The 24,449-nt window shown below is 73.3% G+C and carries 22 protein-coding genes; 4 read left to right on the forward strand and 18 right to left on the reverse strand.

From position 1 onward, the window contains the following. Positions 1-158 precede the first annotated feature (158 nt). Entirely contained in the window at positions 159-734 is a 576-nt protein-coding gene (locus I598_RS08475) for a prepilin peptidase (RefSeq protein ID WP_068202588.1), read from the forward strand. An 18-nt stretch (positions 735-752) separates the two neighbouring features. On the opposite strand, the gene I598_RS08480 is transcribed toward I598_RS08475, so the two are convergent. The 16 genes from I598_RS08480 to I598_RS08555 form a co-directional block, all read right to left on the reverse strand. Next, complete coding sequence (locus tag I598_RS08480) at positions 753-1,736, reverse strand: polyprenyl synthetase family protein (RefSeq protein WP_068205138.1); 984 nt, start codon at positions 1,734-1,736, stop codon at positions 753-755. A gap of 118 nt (positions 1,737-1,854) precedes the next feature. Then, positions 1,855-3,588, reverse strand: coding sequence for an NADH-quinone oxidoreductase subunit NuoN (gene nuoN / locus I598_RS08485; protein ID WP_068202589.1), 1,734 nt, complete (start codon positions 3,586-3,588; stop codon positions 1,855-1,857). Further along, entirely contained in the window at positions 3,585-5,189 is a 1,605-nt protein-coding gene (locus I598_RS08490) for an NADH-quinone oxidoreductase subunit M (protein ID WP_068202590.1), read from the reverse strand. Before I598_RS08490 ends, nuoN begins: the two co-directional genes overlap by 4 nt. A 14-nt stretch (positions 5,190-5,203) precedes the next feature. Next, positions 5,204-7,141 (reverse strand): NADH-quinone oxidoreductase subunit L, encoded by a 1,938-nt coding sequence (gene nuoL / locus I598_RS08495; protein ID WP_068205139.1) that lies wholly within the window; start codon positions 7,139-7,141, stop codon positions 5,204-5,206. Between the two features lie 13 nt (positions 7,142-7,154). Beyond that, the gene (gene nuoK, locus I598_RS08500) at positions 7,155-7,454 is read right to left on the reverse strand and encodes an NADH-quinone oxidoreductase subunit NuoK (RefSeq protein WP_068202591.1); all 300 of its coding nucleotides are present in this window, start codon (positions 7,452-7,454) and stop codon (positions 7,155-7,157) included. Next, positions 7,454-8,260 carry an NADH-quinone oxidoreductase subunit J gene (locus tag I598_RS08505; protein WP_083973067.1) on the reverse strand — a complete coding sequence of 269 codons (807 nt, stop codon included), beginning with the start codon at positions 8,258-8,260 and terminating at the stop codon, positions 7,454-7,456. The genes nuoK and I598_RS08505 overlap by 1 nt, the downstream gene beginning before the upstream one ends. Beyond that, complete coding sequence (gene nuoI, locus I598_RS08510) at positions 8,257-9,033, reverse strand: NADH-quinone oxidoreductase subunit NuoI (RefSeq protein WP_068202592.1); 777 nt, start codon at positions 9,031-9,033, stop codon at positions 8,257-8,259. The genes I598_RS08505 and nuoI overlap by 4 nt, the downstream gene beginning before the upstream one ends. Further along, positions 9,030-10,418: an NADH-quinone oxidoreductase subunit NuoH gene (gene nuoH, locus I598_RS08515; protein WP_083973068.1), complete on the reverse strand. Its 1,389-nt coding sequence runs from the start codon at positions 10,416-10,418 to the stop codon at positions 9,030-9,032. Before nuoH ends, nuoI begins: the two co-directional genes overlap by 4 nt. After that, complete coding sequence (locus tag I598_RS08520; RefSeq protein WP_068202593.1) at positions 10,415-13,054, reverse strand: NADH-quinone oxidoreductase subunit G; 2,640 nt, start codon at positions 13,052-13,054, stop codon at positions 10,415-10,417. The genes nuoH and I598_RS08520 overlap by 4 nt, the downstream gene beginning before the upstream one ends. After that, positions 13,051-14,388, reverse strand: a complete 1,338-nt coding sequence (gene nuoF / locus I598_RS08525; protein ID WP_068205140.1) for an NADH-quinone oxidoreductase subunit NuoF — start codon at positions 14,386-14,388, stop codon at positions 13,051-13,053. Before nuoF ends, I598_RS08520 begins: the two co-directional genes overlap by 4 nt. After that, positions 14,381-15,382, reverse strand: coding sequence for an NADH-quinone oxidoreductase subunit NuoE (gene nuoE / locus I598_RS08530; RefSeq protein ID WP_083973069.1), 1,002 nt, complete (start codon positions 15,380-15,382; stop codon positions 14,381-14,383). The genes nuoF and nuoE overlap by 8 nt, the downstream gene beginning before the upstream one ends. Beyond that, positions 15,379-16,728 carry an NADH-quinone oxidoreductase subunit D gene (locus I598_RS08535; protein WP_068202594.1) on the reverse strand — a complete coding sequence of 450 codons (1,350 nt, stop codon included), beginning with the start codon at positions 16,726-16,728 and terminating at the stop codon, positions 15,379-15,381. Before I598_RS08535 ends, nuoE begins: the two co-directional genes overlap by 4 nt. Next, complete coding sequence (locus I598_RS08540) at positions 16,725-17,477, reverse strand: NADH-quinone oxidoreductase subunit C (protein WP_068205141.1); 753 nt, start codon at positions 17,475-17,477, stop codon at positions 16,725-16,727. The genes I598_RS08535 and I598_RS08540 overlap by 4 nt, the downstream gene beginning before the upstream one ends. A gap of 17 nt (positions 17,478-17,494) precedes the next feature. Beyond that, positions 17,495-18,046 (reverse strand): NuoB/complex I 20 kDa subunit family protein, encoded by a 552-nt coding sequence (locus I598_RS08545; protein WP_068202595.1) that lies wholly within the window; start codon positions 18,044-18,046, stop codon positions 17,495-17,497. Positions 18,047-18,104: 58 nt separating this feature from the next. Then, positions 18,105-18,467, reverse strand: a complete 363-nt coding sequence (locus I598_RS08550) for an NADH-quinone oxidoreductase subunit A (RefSeq protein ID WP_068202596.1) — start codon at positions 18,465-18,467, stop codon at positions 18,105-18,107. A gap of 46 nt (positions 18,468-18,513) precedes the next feature. Further along, positions 18,514-19,827: a geranylgeranyl reductase family protein gene (locus I598_RS08555; RefSeq protein WP_068202597.1), complete on the reverse strand. Its 1,314-nt coding sequence runs from the start codon at positions 19,825-19,827 to the stop codon at positions 18,514-18,516. A 220-nt stretch (positions 19,828-20,047) separates the two neighbouring features. On the opposite strand from I598_RS08555, the gene I598_RS17605 reads away from it, so the two are divergent. Further along, complete coding sequence (locus tag I598_RS17605; protein ID WP_157557187.1) at positions 20,048-20,221, forward strand: YtxH domain-containing protein; 174 nt, start codon at positions 20,048-20,050, stop codon at positions 20,219-20,221. 579 nt (positions 20,222-20,800) lie between these two features. On the opposite strand, the gene I598_RS08560 is transcribed toward I598_RS17605, so the two are convergent. Continuing rightward, on the reverse strand, positions 20,801-21,499 hold the full coding sequence (locus I598_RS08560; RefSeq protein WP_068202598.1) for a demethylmenaquinone methyltransferase: 699 nt from the start codon (positions 21,497-21,499) through the stop codon (positions 20,801-20,803). Between the two features lie 55 nt (positions 21,500-21,554). Here I598_RS08560 and I598_RS08565 point away from each other — a divergent pair, with 55 nt between their 5' ends. Together I598_RS08565 and I598_RS08570 are read left to right on the forward strand one after the other, a co-directional pair. Then, positions 21,555-22,928 (forward strand): isochorismate synthase, encoded by a 1,374-nt coding sequence (locus I598_RS08565; RefSeq protein WP_068205142.1) that lies wholly within the window; start codon positions 21,555-21,557, stop codon positions 22,926-22,928. Positions 22,929-22,987: 59 nt separating this feature from the next. Next, the gene (locus I598_RS08570) at positions 22,988-23,599 is read left to right on the forward strand and encodes a TetR/AcrR family transcriptional regulator (protein WP_068202599.1); all 612 of its coding nucleotides are present in this window, start codon (positions 22,988-22,990) and stop codon (positions 23,597-23,599) included. A gap of 118 nt (positions 23,600-23,717) precedes the next feature. On the opposite strand, the gene I598_RS08575 is transcribed toward I598_RS08570, so the two are convergent. Continuing rightward, on the reverse strand, positions 23,718-24,410 hold the full coding sequence (locus tag I598_RS08575) for an Imm5 family immunity protein (protein WP_068202600.1): 693 nt from the start codon (positions 24,408-24,410) through the stop codon (positions 23,718-23,720). Positions 24,411-24,449: the final 39 nt, after the last annotated feature.

Consider the following 24,449-nt stretch of genomic DNA (forward strand, 5'->3'; position numbering starts at 1 on the left):
GCCAAGGCCTCAACACTTCCAGGATGCCACAGACGTCTCGGGAACTGAACAGGCCGTCTCACCAGGCGAGCAGAAGTGGTTCATGGGTCGCCCTCCCGTCCGATCGAGCCTGTGGACGGCCGCGACGCGCCCACCCCGCCGCTGCGTAGCATCCGGCCATGCCGCCGACGCTGACGCGCACCGCCGACGAGATCGCCCCGCACCGCCGCGCCGTGACCTGGAGCCTCGTCCCCGCGACGGCCTGGGCGGTCTGGGTCAGCGGTCCGGGCTGGACGACACCCGCCGTCGTCGTCGCCGCGGCCGCCGGCGCGGCCCTGTGGGTCGTGGACGCCCGCACCCACCGGCTGCCCGACGCGATCACCGCCCCGGCCACCGTCGTCGTCGTCGCACTGCTGGCGGTCGCCGCGCTCGCCGGCGCGGACGGCGCGGCACTCGTCCGGGCCCTCGTGGGCGCGGCCGCCCTGGGCGGGCTCTACCTGCTGCTGCACCTCGTGCACCGGGCCGGCCTGGGGCTCGGCGACGTCAAGCTCGCACCGCTCGTCGGCCTGCTCACCGCCTGGGCCGGATGGTCGACCTGGCTCGCCGCCCTCGTCCTGCCGTTCGTCGTCGGGGGTGTCGTCGCCCTCGGCCTGGTCGCCGCACGTCGCGCCACCCGCAGCACCGCCCTCGCGTTCGGGCCGTTCATGCTCGCCGGCGCGGCGCTGGCGCTCACCGCCGCCCGGCTCGCCGGCTGACGCGGCGGTGCGGGCGGATCAGACGGTGCGGTCCGCCAGCGCGTCGGCCAGGTCGGCGAAGGCCTGCCGGACCGGCCCCTCGGGCAGCGGGGCGAGCTCCGCCGCCGCCTCCTGGGCCCACCGGTGCGCCAGCTCCCGTGTCCGGGACAGCACGTCGTGGTCGCGCAGGTCCGCCACGACGGCGGCCAGCGCGGCGTCGTCCGACAGGTCGCCGTCGAGCCGGGCCAGGAGGTCCGCGTCGGCAGGCGTCCCCTCGCCGCGCTCGACGCTCCGGCGCAGCAGCAGCACCGGCATCGTCGGCACGTGCTCTCGCAGGTCCGTCCCCGGCGTCTTGCCGGACTCGGCGCCCGTCGACGTGATGTCGAGGACGTCGTCGGCGAGCTGGAACGCCAGGCCCACCTTCTCGCCGTAGGCGGTCACCGCCTCGACCACCTCCGGCGGACAGCCGCCGAACATCGCACCCAGGCGGGCCGACGTCGCCAGCAGCGACGCCGTCTTGTCGCTGAGGACCTGCAGGTAGTGGTCGACGGCGTCCTCGCCGTCGCGGGGGCCGATGGTCTCGTGGAGCTGCCCGAGGCACATCCGCTCGAACGTGCGCGACTGCAGCACCACGGCCTCGGGACCGAGACCCGCGACCAGCGCCGACGCACGGGCGAACAGCAGGTCGCCCACGAGGATCGCCACGGTGTTGCCCCACACCTGGTGCGCCGACGGCGCCCCGCGGCGCATCGGGGCGGAGTCCATGACGTCGTCGTGGTAGAGCGACGCGACCTGCGTGAGCTCGACGACGACCGCCGCGTCGACGAGCTCCGGGACGGCCCCGTCACCGAGCTCGCCGGCGAGCAGCGTGAGCAGCGGGCGGAACCGCTTGCCGCCCGCTGCCACGAGGTGGCGACCGGCGTCGTCGGCGAGCTGGTCGGCCGAGCGCGTGGCCGCGTCGAGCGCGGCGTCGACCGCGGCCATGCGCTGCGCGATCCGGTCCGCCAGCGCCGGATCCTGCATCGGGATGCCCGTGGGCAGGGTCGCGGCGGCCTGCGCCGGGACGTGGGAAGCACCTGTCACGGTCCGAACCTATCTTCCGACGGCACCGGTGGCCGAACGGGACCCTCGCCGGCCGCCACTACGGCCGGAAGTCGGCGGCCTGCGTCATCCAGTCGAGCACCGGCCCCGGCACCACGCCGAGCGCGACGACCCCGAGGACGCACAGCGCGATCGCGACCGCGGCCGGGCCGCGGGACGCCACCACGACGACCCCGACCTGCGTGACGGCTCGGCGTGCCGCGGTGAGGGTGCGCGCGCCGCCGCCCGCCGCGTCGCCGTCGGCGGACTCGTCGGACGCGCGGCCCGTCGCGGCGGACGCTCCGGCGGCGTCCCCTGCGTGCACGGCGTCGCCTGCGTCTTCCAAGGGGGGCGTCAGCACCATGAGGACGATGAGCCGCACGTAGAAGAACACCGCGACCACGGACGCGAGGACACCGATCACGGCCAGCGGCCACGCCCCGGCGTCGACGGCCGCGGAGAACACCGAGAACTTGGCGATGAAGCCCGCCGTCAGCGGGATGCCCGCCATCGACAGCAGGAACAGGCAGAACGCGGCGGCGAGCAGCGGGGCGCGCCGCGCGAGCCCCGCCCACTGGGTGAGGTGGGTGGCCTCGCCGAGCACGTTGCCGTCGGCGTCCCGCTCGCGCACGAGGGTGACGACGGCGAACGCGCCGACCGTCGCCAGGCCGTAGGCCAGGACGTAGAACAGGATCGCCCGCGACCCGGTGGCGGAGAAGCCGACCGTGGCCACGAGCAGGAACCCGGCGTGCGCGATCGAGGAGTAGGCCAGCATCCGCTTGACGTCGGTCTGCACGGCGCCCGCGACCGTGCCCACGACCATGGTGAGGATCGCGACGACCCACAGCCCGGTCACGAGGTCCGCGCGGAGCTGCTCGTCCAGCCCGGCGGCCAGTGTGAAGACGACCCGCACCAGCGCACCGGCCGCGGCGGCCTTGACGCAGGCCGCCATGAACCCGGTGACCGGTGTGGGGGCCCCCTGGTAGACGTCGGGCGTCCAGGTGTGGAACGGCGCCGCACCGATCTTGAACAGCAGGCCCACCGTGACCAGCAGGGCGCCCGTGATGACCAGGCCCGGCATGTCGGCGAGCACGGTCGAGTCGGGGTGCTGGAGCACGTAGACGACCGTCTCCAGGCTGACCGACGCGGCGAAGCCGTACACCAGCGCGATGCCGAAGAGCATGAGCGCGCTCGCGAACGACCCGAGCACGAAGTACTTGAACGCGGCCTCCTGGCTGAGCAGGCGGCGACGGCGCGCGGTCGCGCAGAGCACGTACAGCGGCAGCGACATCATCTCGAGCGCGATGAACAGCACGATGAGGTTGTCGGTGGCGGGGAACAGCAGCATGCCGCCCGTGGCGAACAGCATCAGGGGGTAGATCTCGGTCTGCTGGAGACCGGCCTCGCGGGCCGCGTCCTCGTAGGCGGTGCCGGGCACCGCGGCGGCGGTGGGGGCGAACGAGTCCTCCCCCGCGCCGGTGCGGTCGGCGACGACGAGCACCCCCAGGAACGCCAGGACCGCGACGACGGCCTGGATGCCGAGCGTGAACGGCGTGAGCAGGAACGTGCCGTCGACGACGGCCGCGTACCCGTCCGTGGCGACGCGGTCCCACTGGAGCGCGACGGCCACGACCGTCCCCGCGAGCGCCGCGAGGGTGACGACGAGCTGGGTGGTGCGCCGGGCGCGCGCCGGGACGAAGGCCTCGACGAGCACCCCGACCACACCGGCGGCGAGCACGACGAGCACGGGCGACAGGACCGCCCAGTCGATCTGCGGGGCGTCGAACTCGTTCACTGCTGGCTCCCCTCGGCCGCGCCGAGCACGGGCTGCGGATCGGTGGCGCCCACCGTCTCGACGGACACGGTGGCGGGCTCACGGACGTAGTCGAGCGCGGGTCCCGGGACGAGCCCGAGCGCGACCAGCGCGGTCACCAGCACCCCGGCGACGACCTTCTCGCGGCGGCCCAGGTCGGGCACCCCCGCGATCTCGGCGCCGACGGCGCCGGTGAACATGCGCTGGTAGGTGAGCAGGACGTACACGGCGGCGAGCACCACGGCGGGCACCGCGACGAGGGCGGCGGCGGGCCAGCGCCCGTACGCGCCGAGGAACACCATGACCTCGGACACGAAGGTGGACAGTCCGGGCAGCGCGAGCGCGGACAGCCCGGCCACCAGGAAGGTGCCGCCGAGCACCGGGGCGACGGTCCGCAGGCCGCCGTAGTCGCCGATCTCCTGGCTGCGCCGCGGGTGCCGGGCGATGGCGAAGCCCGCGAGGAGGAACAGCGCCCCGGTGGAGACGCCGTGGTTGAGCATCATGAAGCTCGACCCGGAGATCCCCAGCGAGGTGAAGGTGAAGATGCCCAGGATGATGAACCCGAAGTGGGACACCGAGGTGTAGCCGATGAGGCGCAGCACGTCTGTCTGCCCGATGGCGAGGATCGCGCCGTAGAGGATCGAGATCACCGCGAGGACCACGACGAACGGGGCCGCCCAGCGGCTGGCGTCGGGGAACAGCGGCAGGCACAGGGTGAGCATCCCGAAGGTGCCGACCTTGTCCAGGACGCAGATGAGCAGCGTGGACGTGCCGGGGGTGGCGTTCTGCGTGACGTCGGGCAGCCACGTGTGGACGCCGAACATCGGGGCCTTGATCGCGAACGCGAGGAAGAAGGCGCCGAACATGAGACGCTCCGCGGTCGGGTCGAGCGTCAGCCCGGTGAGGGTGTCGGTCAGGAACGCGTCCGGCGGGCGGGTGCCCGTGGCGGCGTCGACCGGCACCTGGAGGTACAGCGAGACGACCGCGGCGAGCATGACGAGGCCGCCGCCGAGCGAGAACATGAGGAACTTCACGGCGGCGTACCGGCGCTGCGCCCCCTGCCCGAAGCCGCCGATGAGGAAGTAGGCGGGGATGAGCATCGCCTCGAACACGACGTAGAACAGGAAGACGTCGCGCGCGGCGAACACCAGCACCATGAAGCTCAGCAGCACCAGGACGGTGGCGAGGTAGCGTCGCAGCCTCACGGCGTCACCGCCCTGCTCGTGCCAGGCCGCGAGGATCACCAGCGGCACCAGGCCGACGGACAGCGCGACGAGCAGCAGGCCGACGCCGTCGACGCCGACGGCGTAGCTCGCGCCGAGCGCCGGGATCCACGCGTGGGTCTCGGTGAGCTGGTGCGTGCCCGCCGTCGCGGTGTCGAACGCGAGGAAGGCGCCGACCAGCAGCCCGACCTCGACCAGGGCGCCCACGAGCGCGACCGTGCGAGCCGTGCCGGCGCTGAACCGGCCACCGCCCGTCACGCCCGCCACGGGGCGCCCGCGCCCGACGCCGGTCAGCGCGGTGGCCAGCGCGGCCACCAGCGGCCAGGCCGCCAGCGCCGTCAACCAGGGGAATGTCACCATCGAAGCTCCTCCGCTCAGCTCGTGCCCTGGGCCACGAGCCAGATCACCAGCACCACCACACCGAGGCCGCCCAGCGTCACCGCCGCGTACTGCCTCGTGTACCCGGACTGCATCCCGCGCAGCGCGCGGCCGAACCGCCCGACGCCGCTCGCCAGCCCCAGCCAGCCCGCGTCGACGGCCGTCCGGTCGGCGTAGACCAGGGACCTCGTGAGCACCTGGCCGGGCAGCATCACGAGGGTCTCGTTGACGTCGTCCTGGTGGAGGTCCACCCGGGCCGCACGCACCAGGGCGGACGCCGGCGGGGGCGTCGTCGGGACGGCCGCGACCGCGTACTGCCGGAACGCGAGCACGGCGCCGAGCACGACGAGCAGCAGCGTGAGGGTCATGATCAGCCAGATCGGCAGCACGGGCTCGTGGTGCTCGGCGTGCCCGGTCACGGGCTCCAGCCAGTGCACGAACCGGTCGCCCGCGTTGAGCACGAACCCGAGCCCGACCGACCCGACGGCCAGGACGATCATCGGAACGGTCATGAGCAGCGGCGACTCGTGCGGGTGACGCTGCACGTGCTCGCCCCCGGCGTCCGGGCTCCACCGCTTGCGGCCGGCGAACGTCATGAAGAACAGCCTCGACATGTAGTACGCGGTGATCCCCGCACCGAGCATGGCCGCGGTGCCGAACACCCACGGCTCCCAGCCCTCGCCGACGAACGCCGACTCGATGATCTTGTCCTTGGAGTAGAAGCCCGAGAACGGCGGGACGCCGAGGATCGCGAGCCAGCCGAGACCCATCGTGATCGCCGTGACCGGCAGCAGGCGGGCGAGGCCGCCGAAGCGGCGCATGTCGACGTCGTCGTCCATCGCGTGCATGACCGATCCCGCCCCGAGGAACAGCCCGGCCTTGAAGAAGCCGTGCGTGACGAGGTGGAAGATCGCGAACGCGTACCCCACCGGTCCCAGCCCGGCGGCGAGCATCATGTAGCCGATCTGGGACATCGTGGAGGCGGCCAGCGCCTTCTTGATGTCGTCCTTGGCGCAACCCACGACCGCCCCGAACAGCAGGGTCAGCGTGCCGACGACCGCCACGACGAGCTGCGCGTCCGGCGCCGCCTCGAGGATCGGCCCCGAACGCACCAGCAGGTAGACGCCCGCCGTGACCATCGTGGCGGCGTGGATCAGCGCGGACACCGGCGTCGGGCCGGCCATCGCGTCCCCGAGCCACGCCTGGAGCGGGAGCTGTGCGGACTTGCCGCACGCGGCCAGCAGGAGCAGCAGGCCGATCGCGGTCCACGTGCCCTCGGGCAGCCCGGCGCCCTCGATCCCGTCCGCGCCGGTGTTCCCGAGGACGGTCGCGAAGTCCACCGCACCGACGTTCGCGAGCATGAGCATCATCGCGGCCAGCAGCCCCATGTCGCCGACGCGGTTCATGACGAACGCCTTCTTGCCGGCCACCGCGTTGGGCAGGTGGTGATCCCAGAAGCCGATCAGCAGGAACGACGCGAGACCCACGCCCTCCCAGCCGACGAACAGCAGCAGGTAGGAGTCCGCGGTGACGAGCAGCAGCATCGCCGCGACGAACAGGTTGAGGTAGGCGAAGAACCGGCGGCGGTCGCGGTCGTGGGACATGTACGCCACCGAGTACACGTGGATGAGGGTGCCGACGAACGTCACGAGCAGGACGAACGTCAGGGACAGCGGGTCGATCTGGAAGCCCAGGTCGACGGACAGCGGGCCCGCCTCGATCCACGTGCCGACCGTGTGCTGCGCCACCCGCTCCTCGGCGGGCGTGCCCAGCATGTCCAGCAGCATGACCAGGCCGATCACGAACGTCGCCGTCGAGGCGAGCACGCCCAGCCAGTGCCCCCACCGGTCCGTCCACCGGCCGAGCAGGAGCAGCAGGGCGGCACCGATCAGCGGCGTCGCGACCAGCCACGGCGCCAGGGAGAGTGTCTGCATCACCGTCGGCCCTTCAGCTCTTCAGCAGGTTGACGTCGTCGACCGAGGCCGACCGGCGGGCACGGAAGATCGTCACGATGATCGCGAGACCGACGACGACCTCCGCGGCCGCGACGACCATGACGAAGAACGCGAGCACCTGGCCGGTGACGTCGCCGTGCATCCGGGCGAACGTCACCAGGGCGAGGTTGGTGGCGTTGAGCATGAGCTCGACGCCCATGAACACCACGATGGCGTTGCGGCGCAGCAGGACCGTGGTGGCGCCCAGCGCGAACAGGATCGACGCCAGGTAGAGGTAGTGGGTGAGCTCCATCAGCGCTCCTCCTCGGGGCCGGTCTCCGGGTCGTCCGCCCGGGCCGTGAGCTGCTGCACGAGCGTGTCCTCGGCCGTGAGCAGCTCGGTGGCCGAACGCTCCTGACCGCGGATCCGCAGCACGCGGGGAACGGAGTGCTCCAGGGGTCGTCCCTGCGGGTCGAGCGCCGGGGTGTCCATCGCGTTGTTCTGCGCGTAGACGCCCGGGGCCGGCAGCGGGGTGAGGGTGCGCCCGCTCGGCAGGGCGGCGACCTTCGCCTCGGCGAGCGCCCGCTGCGTCGGCTTGCGGCCGAGGCTCCGACGGTGCGTGAGCACCAGGCCGGCGAGCGCTGCGGTGACGAGCAGGATGCCGACGGCCTCCATCGCCACGACGTAGTGCTCCATGACGATCCGGGCGAGCGCCACCGGGTTGGTCACCTCGTTCGCGGCGGCGAGCCCGCGCGCCGGCGGGAACGTCGCCTGCGCGATCACGCCGCACAGCACGGCGGCGAGCCCCAGCCCGAGGAGCACGCCGATCCAGCGCTGCCCGCGGATGGTCTCGGTGAGGGAGTCGGCGGCGTCGACGCCCACCAGCATGAGGACGAAGAGGAACAGCATCATCACGGCGCCGGTGTAGACGACGATCTGCACGATCCCGAGGAACGGCGCCTCCTGGGCGACGTAGAGCACGGCCAGGCCGATCATGACGAACACGACGCACACCGCGGCGTGCACGGCCCGGCGGGCGAACAGCAGCCCGGCGGCGGCGAGCACCATGAGCGGCGCGACGACCCAGAAGAGGACGGCCTCGCCGCCGGACACGGTCATGCGCGGGCCTCCCGCTCGGTCCAGCGGCCGTCGAGGTTCGACTCGTGCGCGGCGGCGCGCTCGGCCGCCGCGCGGTCCTGGTCGGGGCGCAGCTCGTGCTGCTCGGGCTCGGGGGCGGGGGCGTCCCCGGCGACGACGGCGGCCGCGGCGTCGAGCGTGGCGTCGTCGGGCCGGTGCTCGCGCACCCACTCGACCTGCTCGGCCGTGGGTGCCGTCACCTCGCCCCGGTAGTACTCGGTGTCCGTGGTGCCCTCGACCATGGGGTGCGGTGCGGCGAGCATGCCCTGCGCGAGCGGCGCGAGGATGTCCTGCTTCTCGTAGATCATCCCGGCCCGGGTGGGGCCGGCGAGCTCGAAGTCGTTGGTCATCGTCAGGGCGCGCGTCGGGCACGCCTCGATGCACAGCCCGCAGAAGATGCAGCGCAGGTAGTTGATCTGGTAGACGCGGCCGTACCGCTCCCCCGGGCTCATGTGCGCCTCGGGGGCGCCGTCGACGGCGTCGACGTTGTCGGCGCCCTCGACGTAGATCGCGTCCGCCGGGCACGCCCACGCGCACAGCTCGCAGCCGATGCACTTCTCCAGGCCGTCCGCGTACCGGTTGAGCTGGTGGCGGCCGTGGAAGCGCGTCTGCGGCGGCGTCTTGCGGCGGGGGTACTCCTCGGTGACGGCGGGCCGGAACATCGAGGCGAATGTCACCCCGAATCCGGCGACCGGGGCGAGGAGCTCGCCCACCGGTCCCCTGGTCGGGCGCAGCGGCTCGTACGGCGTGGTCATCGCGTCTCCTCGTCCTCGGGGCGCACGGGGGACGTCGCCGTGGCGGTCGTGGTGGTGGTGCCGGTGGCGCCCGTGCCGGCGGGCTCGGTGCCCGGCTCGGCCGGGGGCACCGACCGCCGTGCGCGCGGCGACGGCGGCAGGGACTGGCCCGGCAGCGGCGGCACGGGGAACCCGTCGGCGAACGCGTCGAACGTCGCGGTGCCGTCGTGTCCGGCGCCCGGGCCCGCGTCGTCGTCGGGTCTCGTGCGCGCCGGCCAGAGCCACAGCGTGAGCAGCACGACGGCGAGCGCCACGAGGATCGCGACGATCATCTGCGTCCGGGTCACGCCGGCCAGCCCCAGCCACTGGAACGTGGCGAGCACGACCAGCCAGCCGAGGGCGAACGGGATGAGGACCTTCCAGCCGAACACCATGAACTGGTCGTAGCGCAGTCGCAGCAGGGTGCCGCGGATCCACACGAAGACGAACATGAGGAGCCACACCTTGGCGAGGAACCACAGCAGCGGCCACCAGCCGGTGTTGAGCACGCCGTCACCGATCAGCGACAGCGGCCAGGGGGCGCGCCACCCGCCGAGGAACAGCGTCGTGGCGACGGCCGACACGTTGAGCATCGCGATGTACTCCGCGAGGAAGAACCACGCGAACTTCATCGACGAGTACTCGGTCATGTAGCCGGAGACGAGCTCGCCCTCCGCCTCGGGCAGGTCGAAGGGCAGACGGTTGGTCTCGCCCACCATCGAGATGAGGAAGATGACGAACGCGGGCGCCAGCGGGACGAACCACCACAGCCCGGCCTGCGAGGCCACGATCGACGAGGTCGACATCGACCCGGCCATGACGAACACGCTGACCAGGGACAGCCCCATCGCGAGCTCGTAGGAGATGACCTGCGCGGTGGAGCGCACCGACCCGAGCAGCGGGTACGTGGAGCCCGACGACCAGCCGCCCAGCACGATCCCGTACACGCCGATCGACGCGCACGCCAGGATGTAGAGCACGGCGACGGGGAAGTCGGTGAGCTGCAGCGGCGTCGTGAAGTCGGTGAACGGGATGGTGACGCTCGGCCCGAACGGGATGACGGCGTACACCAGCAGGGAGCAGAACACCGAGATCATAGGGGCCAGCAGGTACACCATCTTGTCGGCCCGGGTGACCGTCACGTCCTCCTTGAGCAGGAGCTTCATGGCGTCCGCCAGCGACTGGAGCAGGCCGAACGGGCCGTGCCAGTTCGGGCCCGGTCGCAGCTGCATCCGCGCCACGACCTTGCGCTCGAACCAGATCGCGAACAGCACGGAGGTCAGCAGGAACACGACGATGAGCACGGCCTTGACGATCGACACCCAGATGGTGTCGTTGCTGAAGTCGGCGTCGACGCCCGGGATCATGCGTCGTCTCCCTTCTCGGCAGGGGTGACGCGCACCGGGTCGCCCGGGGACGCGCCGAGGGTGTCGTGCACCCGGCATCCCCGGCCGGCCAGCGGCAGCCACACGACGTGGTCCACCATCTCCGTGATCGCCACGGGCAGGGTGATGGCCCCGCGGTCGGTCGACACGGTCACGCGGTCGCCGTCGAAGACGTCGAACCCGGCGGCGGTGACCGCGCTCATCCGCGCGACCGGCGTCTTCGCGGTGCCGGCGAGGAACTGCTCGCCGTCCTGCAGCGAGCCGTCGTCCAGCAGGAGGCGCCAGCCCGCGAGGACCGCGCTGCCGTCCGGCACGGGCGCCGGGTCGGCGGGCTGCTCCTGCGGCGCCGCGACCCGGTCCCCGGTCCAGGCGGGCAGGGCCGCGACCGCCCGGTGCGCCACGACGGGGTCCTGCGCCCCGAGCTCGGCACCGAGCTGCGCGGCGAGCGCGTCGAGCACCCGGTGGTCGGGCAGCGCCGACGAGTCGAGCGCCTGGCCGAAGGACCGCACGCGACCCTCCCAGTTCCAGTACGACCCGGCCCGCTCGGCCGGGGGCGCGACGGGCAGGACGACGTCGGCCAGGTCGGTCACCTCGGTGCGTCGCACCTCCAGCGAGACGACGAAGCGCGCCGCGGCGAGCGCCCGCCGGGCGTGGTCCGGGTCGGGCAGGTCGGCCGGGTCCACGCCGCCGACGAGGACGCCGGAGAGCTGCCCGACGCTCAGCGCGTCGAGGATCCCGGCGGTGTCGAGGCCGCGGGCCGTGGGCAGCGCGGCGACGTCGACGCCCCACGCGGCCGCGGTCTCGGCGCGCGCCGACGGGTCGGTGAGCGGGCGCCCGCCGGGCAGCAGACCGGGCAGCAGCCCCGCCTCCAGACCGCCGCGCTCCCCCGCGCGACGCGGGATCCACGCGATCCGGGCGCCGGTCGCCGCGGCCAGCCGCAGCGCCGCGGAGTACGCCCCCGGCGACGTCGCGAGCCGTTCCCCCACCAGGAGGACGGCGCCGTCCTGACCGAGCGCACCGGCGACGTCGGCCAGGAGCTCGCGGTCGGCGTCGGCCGGGACCAGGTCGCCCTGGGCCTGCGCGGCCAGGGTGCCCAGCCACTCCGCCTCGGTCCCGGGCGCACCCGGGAGCAGGGTCCCGTCGAGCCGGGCGAGGCCGCGGCTCGCGAACGGCGCCACCGAGAACACCCGGGCGCCGCGCCGCACCCCCTTGCGCAGCCGAAGGAACGTGACCCCGGCCTCCTCCTCGGCCTCCAGGCCCGCCAGCAGCACCGCCGGCGCCTGCTCGAGGTCCGCGAACGTCACGCCGACGCCGCGGCCGGCCACCGCGTGGGCGAGGAAGTCGGCCTCCTCGGCCGAGTGCGTCCGGACGCGCTGGTCGACGTCGTCGGTGCGCAGCACGGTGCGGGCGAACCGGGACCAGGTGAACGCGTCCTCGACGGTGAGCCGGCCGCCGGGCAGCACCCCGACGCCGCCGTCGTCGCGCGCCGCCGCCAGACCCTGCGCGGCGACCTCGAGGGCCTCCACCCACGACGCGGGCCGCAGCTCGCCGTCGGTGCGGACCAGGGGGGTGGTCAGCCGGTCGGGCGACGTCTGCCACGTGAAGGCGAACCGGTCCTTGTCGGTGATCCACTCCTCGTTGACCGCCGGGTCGTCCCCGGACAGCCGTCGCATGACCACGCCGCGGCGGTGGTCGACGCGGATCGCGGACCCGCACGAGTCGTGCTCGGCGATGCTCGGCGTCGACACGAGGTCGAAGGGCCGGGCGCGGAACCGGTAGCGGGCGCTGGTCAACGCACCGACCGGGCAGATCTGCACCGTGTTGCCGGAGAAGTACGACGCGAAGGGACGGCCGGAGGTGTCCGGCAGCGCGACCCCGAAAGGAATGTCCACCGGACCGCTGGTCCGGAGCGAGCTGGCGAGTGCAGGATCAGCGGGACCATCGGATCCGGTGTCCGCGCGCTGCCGGTCGGGGGGCGGCGCGAAGTCCAGCACGCCCTCGTCGAACCGGCCGACCTGCTGGTCCGCGCCGCGCTCCTGGAGCGCGATGAACGCGTCGCCCGCGATCTCCTCGCTGAACCGGGTGCACCGCTGGCACAGCACGCAGCGCTCCCGGTCGAGCAGCACCTGCGTGGAGACCCGGATCGGCTTGGGGAACGTCCGCTTGACGTCCTCGAAGCGGGACTCGGCGCGCCCGTTCGTCATCGCCTGGTTCTGCAGCGGGCACTCGCCGCCCTTGTCGCAGACCGGGCAGTCCAGCGGGTGGTTCATGAGCAGCAGCTCCATGACCCCGTGCTGCGCCTTGTCCGCCACCGCCGACGTCCGCTGCGTCTTGACGACCATGCCGGGCGTGACCGTCATCGTGCACGACGCCTGCGGCTTCGGCATGGGACGCAGGTTGCCCTCGCGGTCCGGCATCGCGACCTCGACGAGGCACTGCCGGCAGGCGCCGGCCGGCTCCAGCAGCGGGTGGTCGCAGAACCGCGGGATCTCGATGCCGACCTGCTCCGCGGCCCGGATGATCAGCGTGCCCTTCGGCACGGTCACCTCGACCTCGTCGATCGTGCACGTGACCGTCTCGACCGGCGTAGCGGCCGGCTTGTCGGTGGTGGCGGTCATGAGCGGCCTCCCGCCCCGGCCAGCGCCGTCGGCGCCTCGGGGGTGTCGTCGAACAGGGTGGACCGGGCCGGGTCGAACGGGCACCCGCGCCCGTCGAGGTGGGCCTCGTACTCGTCGCGGAAGTGCTCGATGCTGGACGTGATCGGCGACGTCGCGCCGTCGCCGAGCGCGCAGAACGCCCGGCCGAGGATGTTGTCGCACAGGTCCAGCAGCAGGTCGACGTCACGTTCCTCGCCGAGCCCCGCCTCGATGCGGTGCAGCACCTGCTTCAACCAGTAGGTGCCCTCCCGGCACGGCGTGCACTTGCCGCACGACTCGTGGGCGTAGAAGTCCGTCCACCGGGACACGGCGCGCACGACGCACGTCGTCTCGTCGAAGATCTGCAGCGCGCGCGTGCCGAGCATCGACCCGGCGGCCCCGACGGACTCGTAGTCGAGGGGGACGTCGAGGTGCGCGGCGGTGAAGATCGGCGTCGACGACCCGCCCGGGGTCCAGAACTTCAGCTCGTGCCCGGGGCGCACCCCGCCGGCGAGGTCGAGCAGCTCGCGCAGCGTGATGCCGAGCGGCGCCTCGTACTGCCCGGGCGTCACCACGTGCCCCGACAGGGAGAACAGCCCGTGCCCCTGCGACTTCTCCGTGCCCAGACCGGCGAACCAGTCGGCGCCCCGGCCGACGATCCCCGGGACCGACGCGATCGACTCCACGTTGTTCACCACGGTGGGTCGCGCGTACAGGCCCGCGACGGCGGGGAACGGCGGCTTGAGCCGCGGCTGGCCGCGCCGCCCCTCGAGGGAGTCCAGCAGCGCCGTCTCCTCGCCGCAGATGTAGGCGCCGGCCCCGGCGTGCACCGTCACCTCCAGGTCGTAGCCCGACCCGTGGATGTCCGTGCCGAGGTGGCCCGCCTCGTACGCCTCGCGCACGGCCTCCAGCAGGCGCCGGTACACGTGCAGCACCTCGCCGCGCACGTAGACGAACGCGTGGTGGCAGCCGATCGCGTAGCTGGTGATGATCACGCCCTCGATGAGGTGCTGCGGGCTCGCCAGCATCAGCGGGATGTCCTTGCAGGTGCCCGGCTCGGACTCGTCCGCGTTGACCACCAGGTACCGCGGCCCGCCGTCCGGCGGGGGCAGGAAGCCCCACTTCATGCCGGTGGGGAACCCCGCTCCCCCGCGCCCGCGCAGCCCCGAGTCCTTGACGGCCTGCACGACGTCCCCCGGCTCCATGCCGAGCGCCGTCCGCAGCGCGGAGTACCCGCCCGCGGCCTCGTAGGTCGCCAGCTTCCACGACTGCTCGTGGTCCCACGTGTCGGTGAGGACCGGCAGCAGGTCAGTCATCGTCGCCACCCTTCTCCGGCTCCGGGTTCGGCTTGCCGCCGTCGGGCAGGCGAGCCGGCTCGTCGTCCTCCGGCGCGACCTCCGTGCGCTCGGCGCTCGACTGCTCGCCGCCCGTCTCCGGCGCCGCCGTCCTCCCACCGTCCGTCGTGCCGCCGTCCGTGGCTCCGCCGTCCGACGAACCCGGCTCGGGCTGTCCCGCGGAGGGCGAGGGGGAGGAGTCCTTGTCGCCGGGCTGGCTGGGCCTGGCGGGAGGCTGCGAGGAACGAGGAGCCGGATGGTCGCCCGGCGACAAGGACTCCTCCCCCTCAACCGGACCGTCCACGGCCGCAGCGGCCCGCGCCAGCCGCAGCCCGGCGAGCGACGGGTCCCCCGCCCCCACGCCCTCGTCGGCGCGCCCGTCCGGGAACCCCGCGAGCACGCGGCTCATGGCCCTGAACGAGCAGACGCTCGCCGCCCCGCGAGTGGGGGCGACGTCCTCGCCGGCGCGCAGCCGGTCGGCCAGGTCGGTCGCGGACTCCGGGGTCTGGTTGTCGAAGAACTCCCAGTTGACCATCACCACGGGCGCGTAGTCGCAGGCGGCGTTGCACTCGACGCGCTCCAGCGTGATGGAGCCGTCGGGGGTCGTCTCGTCGTGGCCGACGTCGAGGTGCTGGCTGAGCCGGTCGAAGATGGCGTCGCCGCCCATGACGGCGCACAGCGTGTTCGTGCAGACGCCGACGGTGTACTCGCCGTTGGGGTGGCGCTTGTACTGGGTGTAGAACGTCGCGACGGCGGACACCTCCGCGGCGGTCAGACCGAGCTGCTCGGCGCAGAACACGATGCCGTCGCGGCTGACGTACCCGTCGACGGACTGCACGAGGTGCAGCATCGGGAGCAGCCCGGAGCGCTCGTCGGGGTAGCGGGCCTTGATCTGCTCGGCGTCGGCGCTGAGCGCCTCCAGGGTGGCGGCGTCGTAGCCGGTGCGCGAGCGGGCGCCCAGGGGTTCGGCGGTCATCGGTCGACGCCTCCCAGCACGGGGTCGAGGGACGCGACCGCCACGACGACGTCGGCCACCTGGCCGCCCTCGCACATCACGGACACGGCCTGGAGGTTGTTGAACGACGGGTCGCGGAAGTGCGCCCGGTAGGGGCGGGTGCCGCCGTCGGAGACGAGGTGGACGCCGAGCTCGCCGCGGGGGTGCTCGACCGTCTGCCACGTCTGCCCGGCCGGCACGCCGAAGCCCTCGGTGACGAGCTTGAAATGGTGGATGAGGGCTTCCATCGACTCCCCCATGATGCGGCGGATGTGGTCGAGGGAGTTGCCCTGCCCGTCGCCGCCGACGGCGAGCTGGGCGGGCCAGGCGATCTTGCGGTCGGCGACCATGACGGGGGCGCCGGTCGTGGCGTCGAGGCGTTCCAGGCACTGCTCGACGATGCGCAGCGACTGGTAGCACTCCTCGAGGCGGATGACGACACGGGAGTAGCAGTCCGACGCCGTGTCGGTCGGGACGTCGAAGTCGTACGTCTCGTAGCCGGAGTAGGGGAACGCCTTGCGGACGTCGTAGGGGTGCCCGGCGGAGCGCAGGACGGGGCCGGTGATCCCGAGGGCGAAGCAGCCCGCGAGGTTGAGCACGCCGACGTCCTGCAGGCGGGACTTGAAGATGGGGTTGGCGAGCATGAGGTCGCCGAGGTCCCTGAGGTAGCCGCGGACCTTCGGCAGGGCGGCCCGCACCTGGTCGGTGAGGTCGGCGGGGACGTCCTGCGCGACGCCGCCCGGGCGCACGTAGGCGTGGTTCATGCGCAGGCCGGTGATCGCCTCGAAGATGCGCAGGATCTCCTCGCGGGCGGTGAAGCCGATGGTCATCACGGTGGTGGCGCCCATCTCGTTGCCGCCCGTGCCGAGGCACACGAGGTGCGAGGCGACGCGGTTGAGCTCCATGACGAGCACCCGGATGACGTCGGCGCGCTCGGGGACGTCGTCGGTGATGCCGAGGAGGCGCTCCGTGCCGAGGCAGAAGGCGGTCTCCTGGAAGAACGGCGCGAGGTAGTCCATCCGGGTGCAGAACGTGGTGCCCTGCGTCCAGGTGCGGAACTCCATGTTCTTCTCGATGCCGGTGTGCAGGTAGCCGATGCCGCACCGGGCCTCGGTGACCGTCTCGCCGTCGATCTCCAGCATGAGCCGCAGCACGCCGTGCGTGGACGGGTGCTGGGGGCCCATGTTGACGACGATCCGCTCCTCGCCGATCGCTTCGCGCGCGATCTCGTCCCAGTCGCCGCCGGACGCCTCGAACCCGGCGACGCCGGGGCCGTAGTCCTCCGCGGCGGGTCGGGTGGCGTGCGGGATGCCCGCGGTCGCGGTCATGAGTACCGCCTCCTCGTGTCCGGCGGCGGCACCGTGGCGCCCTTGTACTCCACGGGGATGCCGCCGAGCGGGTAGTCCTTGCGCTGGGGGTGCCCCGGCCAGTCGTCCGGCATCTCGATGCGGGCCAGACCCGGGTGGCCGTCGAAGACGACGCCGAAGAAGTCCCACGTCTCGCGCTCGTGCCAGTCGTGGGTCGGGTACACGCTCGTGGTCGACGGCACGTGCGGGTCGGCGTCGGGGCACGTGACCTCGAGACGGATGCGCCGTCCGTGCGTCACCGACGTCAGGTGGTACAGGGCGTGCAGCTCGCGGCCCACGTCCTCCGGGTAGTGCGCGCCGGACACGCCGAGCGACAGCTCGAAGCGGAGGTCCTGGTCGTCGCGCAGGGCCCGGCAGACGGCGACGAGGTGCTCCCGGGCGACGTACAGGGTGAGCTCGGCGTCCGCGCTCGGCCCCTCGCCGGCGGCACGGCGGCGCGGGTCGGTGACGACGACCCGCTCGACGGCCGCGTCGAACGCGACACCTGCCTCACCGAGCACCTCGGCCAGCACGTCGACGGCCTCGTCGAACCAGCCACCGTACGGGCGCGACGCCGGGGCCGGCATCGTCAGGGTGCGCACCAGACCGCCGTAGCCCGTGGTGTCACCGGGACCGTGCACGCCGAACATCCCGGACGTCTCCCGGACGACCTCCGACGTCGGGGCGGCCGTCGCCGCGTCGGGCGTCGTCGGGCCCTGGAGGTCCTTCATCACCTCGTCGCCGGCGCTCACCGCAGCAGGCCGATCATCTGCGACGTCGGGGTGGCCTCGATCGCCGCGGCCTCCGCCGCCTTCGCCGCCTCCACCCGGTTGACGCCCAGCGGGGCGTCCTGGATCTGCTGGTGCAGCGCGAGGATCGCGTTGATCAGCATCTCCGGCCGCGGCGGGCAGCCCGGCAGGTAGATGTCGACCGGGACGATGTGGTCGACGCCCTGCACGATCGCGTAGTTGTTGAACATGCCGCCGCTGGAGGCGCACACGCCCATCGACAGCACCCACTTAGGCTCGCTCATCTGGTCGTAGACCTGCCGCACGACCGGCGCCATCTTCTGGCTCACGCGTCCCGCGACGATCATCAGGTCCGCCTGGCGCGGCGACGCACGGAACACCTCCATGCCGAACCGCGACAGGTCGAACCGCGACGCCCCCGCCGCCATCATCTCGATCGCGCAGCACGCCAGGCCGAACGTCACCGGCCACAGCGACGCCTTGCGCAGGTAGCCCGCGAGATCCTCGATCGTCGTCAGCAGGAACCCCGACGGCGCCTCTTCCAGCCCCATGACCCCTCCTCCCCAGGAGTGGCGCCGATCAGCTCGGCGCCCTTGCCGTTGTCGTCCGTCAGACCCAGTCGAACCCGCCGCGCCGCCACTCGTACACGAACGGCACGGTGATGAGCGCCAGGAAGATCAGCATCGCCGCCAGCCCGAACCCGGCCAGGACGGTGAAGTCCACCGCCCACGGGTAGAGGAAGACGACCTCGATGTCGAACACGATGAACGTCATCGCCACCAGGTAGTACTTCACCGGCAGCCGGCCGCCGCCCGTGGCGTGCGGCGTCGGCTCGATCCCGCACTCGTAGGCGTCGAGCTTGGCCCGGTTGTACCTCCGCGGGCCGATGACGGCGCTGGCCGCCACTCCCCCGAGCGCGAGCACGGCGGCGATCCCCATGAGGACCAGCACCGGGACGTACGGGTTGCTCATCGGATCTCCTCCACGGTCGTGCCACGCCGTCGTGCCACTGCGGATCTCATGCCTGCGGTACCACCCTCGTGAGGCCCGCGATGACCCGGTCGACCCAGTCGCCGCCGCGGGGCTCATAGCAGTCGGAGAGCAGCTTGAGGACGAACTGCATGACCACCGGCCGTGGCAGCCCGTACCGGACGCACGCCCGCATGATCGCGGGGTGCTCGATGAGCCGCACGAACCAGCGGCCCAACGTGTAGTAGCCGCCGAGGTCGGCGCGCATCCGCTCGGCGTACGTGCCGAGCGTCCGCTCCCGGGCGTCGTCGGTGACGCGGGTGCGTGCCTGGGCGATCGCGTCCCCCGCGACCCGCCCCGCCTGCAGCGCGTACGCGATGCCCTCGCCGTTGAACGGGGAGGTCATCCCCGCGGCGTCGCCCACCAGGAGCGTGCCGCGCGAGTACAGCGGCGAGCGGTTGAAGCCCATCGGCAGGGCCGCGCCCCGCACCGGTCCCGTCTGGTTCTCCGCCGTGAAGCCCCACTCGGGCGGGCTGGTGCGCATCCACGTGTCGAGCAGCGCCCGGTAGTCGTGGCCGATGGCGGACTGCCGCGCCGGGGTGGAGCTGACCGAGCCGAGCCCGACGTTGGCCGTGCCGTCACCGAGCGCGAAGATCCAGCCGTAGCCGGGCAGCAGGTTCGACGCCCCGGGCTCGCCGTCCCACAGCTCGAGGTGCGACTCCATGAAGGCGTCCTCGTGGCGGGTGGTGCCCTCGGTGCGGAAGTAGGTGCGCACGGCGGTGCCCATCGGGCGGTCGTCGCGGCGGGTGATGTCGAGCGCCGTCGCGAACCGCGACGACACGCCGTCGGCGGCGACGACGACCGGCGCCCGGAACGTCTGCTCCGCGCCGTCGCGGCGGCCACGACCGTCGAGCGGCTGGGACGTCACCCCGACGACCCGGCCCGACCTCTCGTCGAGCAGCGGGCCGGTCACCCTGGCGCGCTCCACGAGCTTCGCGCCGGACGCCTGCGCGTGCTGGACGAGCCGGTGGTCGAGCGACATCCGCGAGCGCGCCAACCCGTACCCCGGGTAGGTGGTGAGCTCCGGCCAGGCCAGCTCCCACGAGCGTCCGCCGGCCACGACGCGCAGACCCTCGTTGCGGATCCAGCCGTCGTCGGCGCGCGTGTCGACGCCCATCCGGGCGAGCTCGGCCACGGCGCGGGGGGTCAGGCCGTCGCCGCACACCTTGTCGCGCGGGAACTCGGCCTTGTCGAGAAGGAGGACGTCGAGACCGGCGGACGCGCACCAGTGCGCCGTCGACGCACCGGCCGGGCCGGCACCCACGACGATCACGTCAGCGTCGTCGCGCTGCGCTGCTCGCACTGCTCACCTCCTCGAAGTGAGACCTCGACGCCTTTGCCGAGGAACCCTTGTGAACTCGATCACAACGTTCTGCGAGCACTCTAACCACAGTCACGGAACTCTGTGTAGGAAGGCAAGCCTGACCTACGCGCGCCCGCTGCCACGCTGGCGTCCCGGCAGGTCACGGCATACGGTCGAAGACACACCGATCGGCCGTCCGCAATCCAGGAGGCACCACACCATGAAGGCCATCACCGCACTCGCCGCCGGCGTCGCGCTCGGCTACTACCTCGGCACCGACAAGGGCCGCGACCAGCTCGACAAGGCCAAGGGCTGGGCCGTCGACACCTGGAACGACCCGCGCGTCCAGGAGAAGGTCAGCGAGGTCCAGGAGAAGGTCACGAGCAAGGCCTGACGCTCCTCCGCGGCGCCTCCGGCCCGGGTGGACGGGGCCGCGCGTCCCAGGCTGTCGGCCCGGGTGGACGAAGGGTGTGCGCGGTCGCGCTCACGGTCGCTGCGCGACCTGCGCTTCCCGTCTGACGACCGCGCACACCCTCCGTCCACCCGGGCCTCGTCCGTGGCCCTGCGGTCACGTCGTGACGCGCCGACGCCGTCCTTCCTCACGCGTCAGCCCCGCAACACTGAGGAACCGCCGCACCGACCGAACCGGCGTCACGGTTCCTCACGCATCCGAGCCCGATCAGCAAGATTCCGCAGCATCGACCGATCCGACGACGCGGAACCTCACGCATCAGCCCCGCAAACCTCAGGAACCGCAGCATCGACCGGACCGGCGACACACTTCCTCACCCGTCGACCACTGGTCGGCGAGGGGAGGCAGCGTCGACCGGGCCGACGACGGAGGTCGGGGTGGGTGGGGTGTGCGCGCGGTCGTCAGACCGGAAGCGGAGCGCCCCCTGGGGCGCGTGAGCGCGACCGCGCGCACACCCCACCCACCCCGGCCGGACCAGACGGACCGGACGGACCCGAGGCGTCAGTCGACGGGACGCACCGCGCGGTGCAGGGCGACGATGCCGCCCGACAGGTTGCGGTAGCTCGCCCGCTCCCAGCCGGCGTCGAGGAGCAGGGCACCCAGCGCCTCCTGGTCGGGCCAGGCGCGGATCGACTCGGCGAGGTAGTCGTAGGAGCCCTTGTCGCGGGTGACCGCGCCGGCGACGGCGGGCAGCGCGCGCATGAGGTAGTTCATGTAGAGCGTGCGGAACGGCGCCCACGTGGGGTGGGAGAACTCGCAGATGACGACGCGACCGCCGGGCCGCACGACGCGCAGCATCTCGCGCAGCGCACCGGCGGTGTCGACGACGTTGCGCAGCCCGAAGCTGATGGTGACGGCGTCGAACGAGGCGTCGGCGAACGGCAGTCGCGTGGCGTCACCGGCGACGAACGGCAGGTCCTCGCGGCGCGACTTGCCGACGCGCAGCATGCCGAGGGAGAAGTCGGAGGGGACGACGACGGCGCCGTCCCGGGCGAAGGGCTCGCTGGAGGTGCCGGTCCCGGCGGCGAGGTCGAGGACCTTCTCGCCCGGCGAGGCGGCGACGGCGTCGACGGTGGCGCGCCGCCAGCGGCGGTCCTGGCCGAGCGAGATCAGGTCGTTCGTGAGGTCGTAGCGCTGGGCGATCCCGTCGAACATCGACGCGACCTCGGCAGGCTTCTTCTCCAGGCTGGCGCGGGACATGGCGCCATCGTGCCACGCCCCGACACGGTGGGCGGCGCGGCGTATGGTGGGGGCGATGTCTGCCACGCCCTACCCGGCGCCGGTCCCGCCGTCGGGCGCGTCCGCCGGCACGCCGACCGCCGCCCCCGAGGCCCAGCACCTGGTGGTGCGCACCGTGCGGATCGACTCGCTGCCGGGCGGCCCGACGGCTCTCGTCGACCTGCTGCCCGACGCCCGCCCGCTGACGTGGGTGCGGCGGGGCGACGGCATCGTCGGCTGGGGCGAGGCGCTGCGCCTGGACACGTTCGGTCCGGGCCGGTTCGCGGACGCTGACGCGGCGTGGCGCGCGCTGCTGGCCCGGGCCGTGGTCCGGGACGAGGTGCGGCTGCCGGGCACGGGTCCGGTCGCGTTCGGCACCTTCGCGTTCGACGACGGGCCGACGGGCGACGCGTTCGATGACGAGCGCCCGCAGGGCACCCTGGTAGTGCCGCGGGTGGTCGTGGGGCGGCGCGGCACGGTGACGTGGATGACGACGACGAGCGTGGGCCCGACGCTGGACGCGCCGGGGGACGCGGCGCTGGCCGCCGCGCACCGGGTGCCGGTGACGAGCCCGGGCCGCGTGACCCTGGTGGACGGCGCGGTCGGCTCCGTGGACTGGCCGGGCGTCGTCGCCGAGGCGGTGGACCGGATCCGGTCGGGGGCGCTGGAGAAGGTGGTGCTGGCCCGCGACGTCGTGGCGACGACGGAGCATCCGCTGGATCCGCGGTTCCTGCTGGGGCGGCTCGCGGAGGGGTACCCGTCGTGCTGGACGTTCTCCGTGGCGGGCATGGTGGGCGCGACGCCGGAGCTGCTGGTGCGCAGCGAGAAGGGGCTGGTGACGTCGCGGGTGCTGGCGGGCACGATCCGCCGGGAGCCGGGGATGACGGACGACGACTCGCTGCTGCACGCGGCGCAGCTCGCGCGGTCGTCGAAGGACCTGGAGGAGCACGAGTTCGCGGTGCGGTCGGTGGCGGACGCCCTGGAGCCGTTCTGCTCGTCGATGAACGTGCCGGACGCGCCGTTCGTGCTGCACCTGCCGAACGTGATGCACCTGGCCTCCGACGTGACGGGCGTGCTGGACCCGGCATCCCGGTCGGGGTCGTTGACGCTGGCGGCGGCGCTGCACCCGTCGGCGGCGGTGTGCGGCACCCCGACGGTGGCGGCGCGGGACCTGATCCGCGAGATCGAGGGCATGGACCGCGCCCGGTACGCGGGTCCGGTCGGCTGGGTGGGCGCGGACGGCGACGGCGAGTGGGGCATCGCGCTGCGTTCGGCGGAGCTGGGCGACGACCCGCACCACCTGCGCCTGTTCGCGGGCTGCGGGATCGTGGCGGCGTCGGACCCGGCGGCCGAGCTGGCGGAGTCCGAGGCGAAGCTGGTGCCGATGCGCTGGGCGCTGGGCGCCGACTGACCGGACCCGCTCCGCGGACGCCTGCCGGGCGCCGTTCCGGGGCGCCCTATGCTCGGGCCATGGCCTCGGCGCGACGCACCCGGATGAGTCCCGACGAGCGTCGCCAGCAGCTGCTTTCCCTGGGGGTGGCCGCGTTGGCGGACGGCCCGCTGGAGGCGGTGACGGTCGAGGAGCTCGCCGCGCAGGCGGGGGTGTCCCCCGGCCTGGTGCACTACTACTTCGGCAACCGGCAGGGCCTGCACTCGGCGATCGTGCGCACCGCGCGGGACGCGATGCTGCACGCCACCGAGCCGCGGCCGGACCTGCCGCCGCAGGAGCGGCTGCGCGACACCCTGGACCGGTTCGTGGTGTTCGTGCGCGACCACCACGCGACGTTCTACTCGCTGGTGCGGGGCGCGGCGAGCGGTGACGAGCAGGTCCGCACGACCATCCAGCAGGCCCGTGACGTCCTCGCCCGGCACCTGCACGACGTCCTCGCCGGGCTGGGCACGTCCCCCGGGCCGCTCCTCGACGTCGCGATCCACTCCTGGATCTCGTTCGCGGAGCAGGCGCTCATCGAGGCCGCGACCGACCCCGCCGTCCCCGCGGACGACCTGGCGGCGTTCCTCGAGCGCAGCGCCCTCGGTGTGGCCGCGGCGCTGCGCCCCACGGAAGGGCCGCACGCCGGCTGAACCGCACCGCGCCTGAGCCGCGCCACGACTGAGGCGCACCCGGCTGAGCCGCACCACGACTGAGCCGCTCGGGGCGCGCCGTCCGCCGCGAGGCCCTGGCGACGAGCCCCGCGCCGGGTCAGCCGTCGGAGGCGGGCGGCGTCGTCGGGCGCCGGGCCACCACGGCGGGCGGCAGCGAGGGGTCGAGGAGCGGGCTCGCCGGGTCCCACGCGTGCGGGACGGCCACCTCGAGGTACCACGTCCAGTAGCGCCGCCGGGCCTCGCGGTCCCCGACGACGCCCTCCCAGGTGGCCCCGCCGCTCGCGGCGAGGGAGCCGAGGAAGCACGCCTCCCAGTCGGACGGGTCGGACCGCAGCTCGCCGTCGCCCAGCGCGTCGAGGTCGGTGTCGTAGAGGGTCGTCGCCGCCGCGGCGGCGCAGGCGAGCAGCGTGTAGACGACGGTCGGGGCGACCGAGCCCGACCGCAGGAGGTCGTCGGCGTGCGCGACGGCCGTCTCGTACCGGGCCTCGAGCTCGTCGACGTCGTGCTCCCCGCGCATCGTCGCCGCCGTGGCGCGGAGCAGCGAGGCCGCCGCGGCACGCAGGTCCGGGTGCTCGTCGAGGTGGCCGAGGCCCCCGGACGCGCACGTCAGGGCCAGCTTGGCGCGGACGTACCGCGCGGCCTCGGGATGGATCTGACGCCCCAGCGTCTCGACGACGCGGTGCAGACGGACGCGCGCGGCCGCGGGGAGCTCGCCGTCCCGGTCGATGCTGGTGGTGGCGTCCTCGATCCCCGTGGCCAGCGGGCCGGGCAGCGGCGTGGTGGAGGTCACGGGGCGAGGGTAGGGCGTGCCACCCACGGGCAGACGTCC

Origin of the sequence: Isoptericola dokdonensis DS-3 (genome assembly GCF_001636295.1) — a bacterium.
GTDB classification, from domain to species: Bacteria; Actinomycetota; Actinomycetes; order Actinomycetales; family Cellulomonadaceae; genus Isoptericola; species Isoptericola dokdonensis.

Excerpts from the sequence above, each read along its gene's own strand:
- nuoE (WP_083973069.1), bottom strand. The coding sequence starts at position 15,382 with ATGACCGCCGAACCCCTGGGCGCCCGCTCGCGCACCGGCTACGACGCC.
- nuoK (WP_068202591.1), bottom strand. The coding sequence starts at position 7,454 with ATGGAGCTCACCCACTACCTCTACCTGGCGTCGATCCTGTTCGCGCTG.
- I598_RS08520 (WP_068202593.1), bottom strand. The coding sequence starts at position 13,054 with ATGACCGCCACCACCGACAAGCCGGCCGCTACGCCGGTCGAGACGGTC.
- I598_RS08540 (WP_068205141.1), bottom strand. The coding sequence starts at position 17,477 with ATGAAGGACCTCCAGGGCCCGACGACGCCCGACGCGGCGACGGCCGCC.
- I598_RS08505 (WP_083973067.1), bottom strand. The coding sequence starts at position 8,260 with ATGACCGTGTCCGGCGGCGAGGCCGTCCTCTTCTGGGTCGTCGCGCCG.
- I598_RS08560 (WP_068202598.1), bottom strand. The coding sequence starts at position 21,499 with ATGTCCCGCGCCAGCCTGGAGAAGAAGCCTGCCGAGGTCGCGTCGATG.
- I598_RS08550 (WP_068202596.1), bottom strand. The coding sequence starts at position 18,467 with ATGAGCAACCCGTACGTCCCGGTGCTGGTCCTCATGGGGATCGCCGCC.
- nuoI (WP_068202592.1), bottom strand. The coding sequence starts at position 9,033 with ATGACCACGCCGTACGAGCCGCTGCGCCCGACCAGGGGACCGGTGGGC.
- I598_RS17605 (WP_157557187.1), top strand. The coding sequence starts at position 20,048 with ATGAAGGCCATCACCGCACTCGCCGCCGGCGTCGCGCTCGGCTACTAC.
- I598_RS08475 (WP_068202588.1), top strand. The coding sequence starts at position 159 with ATGCCGCCGACGCTGACGCGCACCGCCGACGAGATCGCCCCGCACCGC.
- I598_RS08565 (WP_068205142.1), top strand. The coding sequence starts at position 21,555 with ATGTCTGCCACGCCCTACCCGGCGCCGGTCCCGCCGTCGGGCGCGTCC.
- nuoL (WP_068205139.1), bottom strand. The coding sequence starts at position 7,141 with ATGCAGACACTCTCCCTGGCGCCGTGGCTGGTCGCGACGCCGCTGATC.
- nuoH (WP_083973068.1), bottom strand. The coding sequence starts at position 10,418 with ATGATCCCGGGCGTCGACGCCGACTTCAGCAACGACACCATCTGGGTG.
- I598_RS08535 (WP_068202594.1), bottom strand. The coding sequence starts at position 16,728 with ATGACCGCGACCGCGGGCATCCCGCACGCCACCCGACCCGCCGCGGAG.
- I598_RS08570 (WP_068202599.1), top strand. The coding sequence starts at position 22,988 with ATGGCCTCGGCGCGACGCACCCGGATGAGTCCCGACGAGCGTCGCCAG.
- I598_RS08490 (WP_068202590.1), bottom strand. The coding sequence starts at position 5,189 with ATGGTGACATTCCCCTGGTTGACGGCGCTGGCGGCCTGGCCGCTGGTG.
- I598_RS08545 (WP_068202595.1), bottom strand. The coding sequence starts at position 18,046 with ATGGGGCTGGAAGAGGCGCCGTCGGGGTTCCTGCTGACGACGATCGAG.
- nuoF (WP_068205140.1), bottom strand. The coding sequence starts at position 14,388 with ATGACTGACCTGCTGCCGGTCCTCACCGACACGTGGGACCACGAGCAG.
- I598_RS08480 (WP_068205138.1), bottom strand. The coding sequence starts at position 1,736 with ATGCAGGATCCGGCGCTGGCGGACCGGATCGCGCAGCGCATGGCCGCG.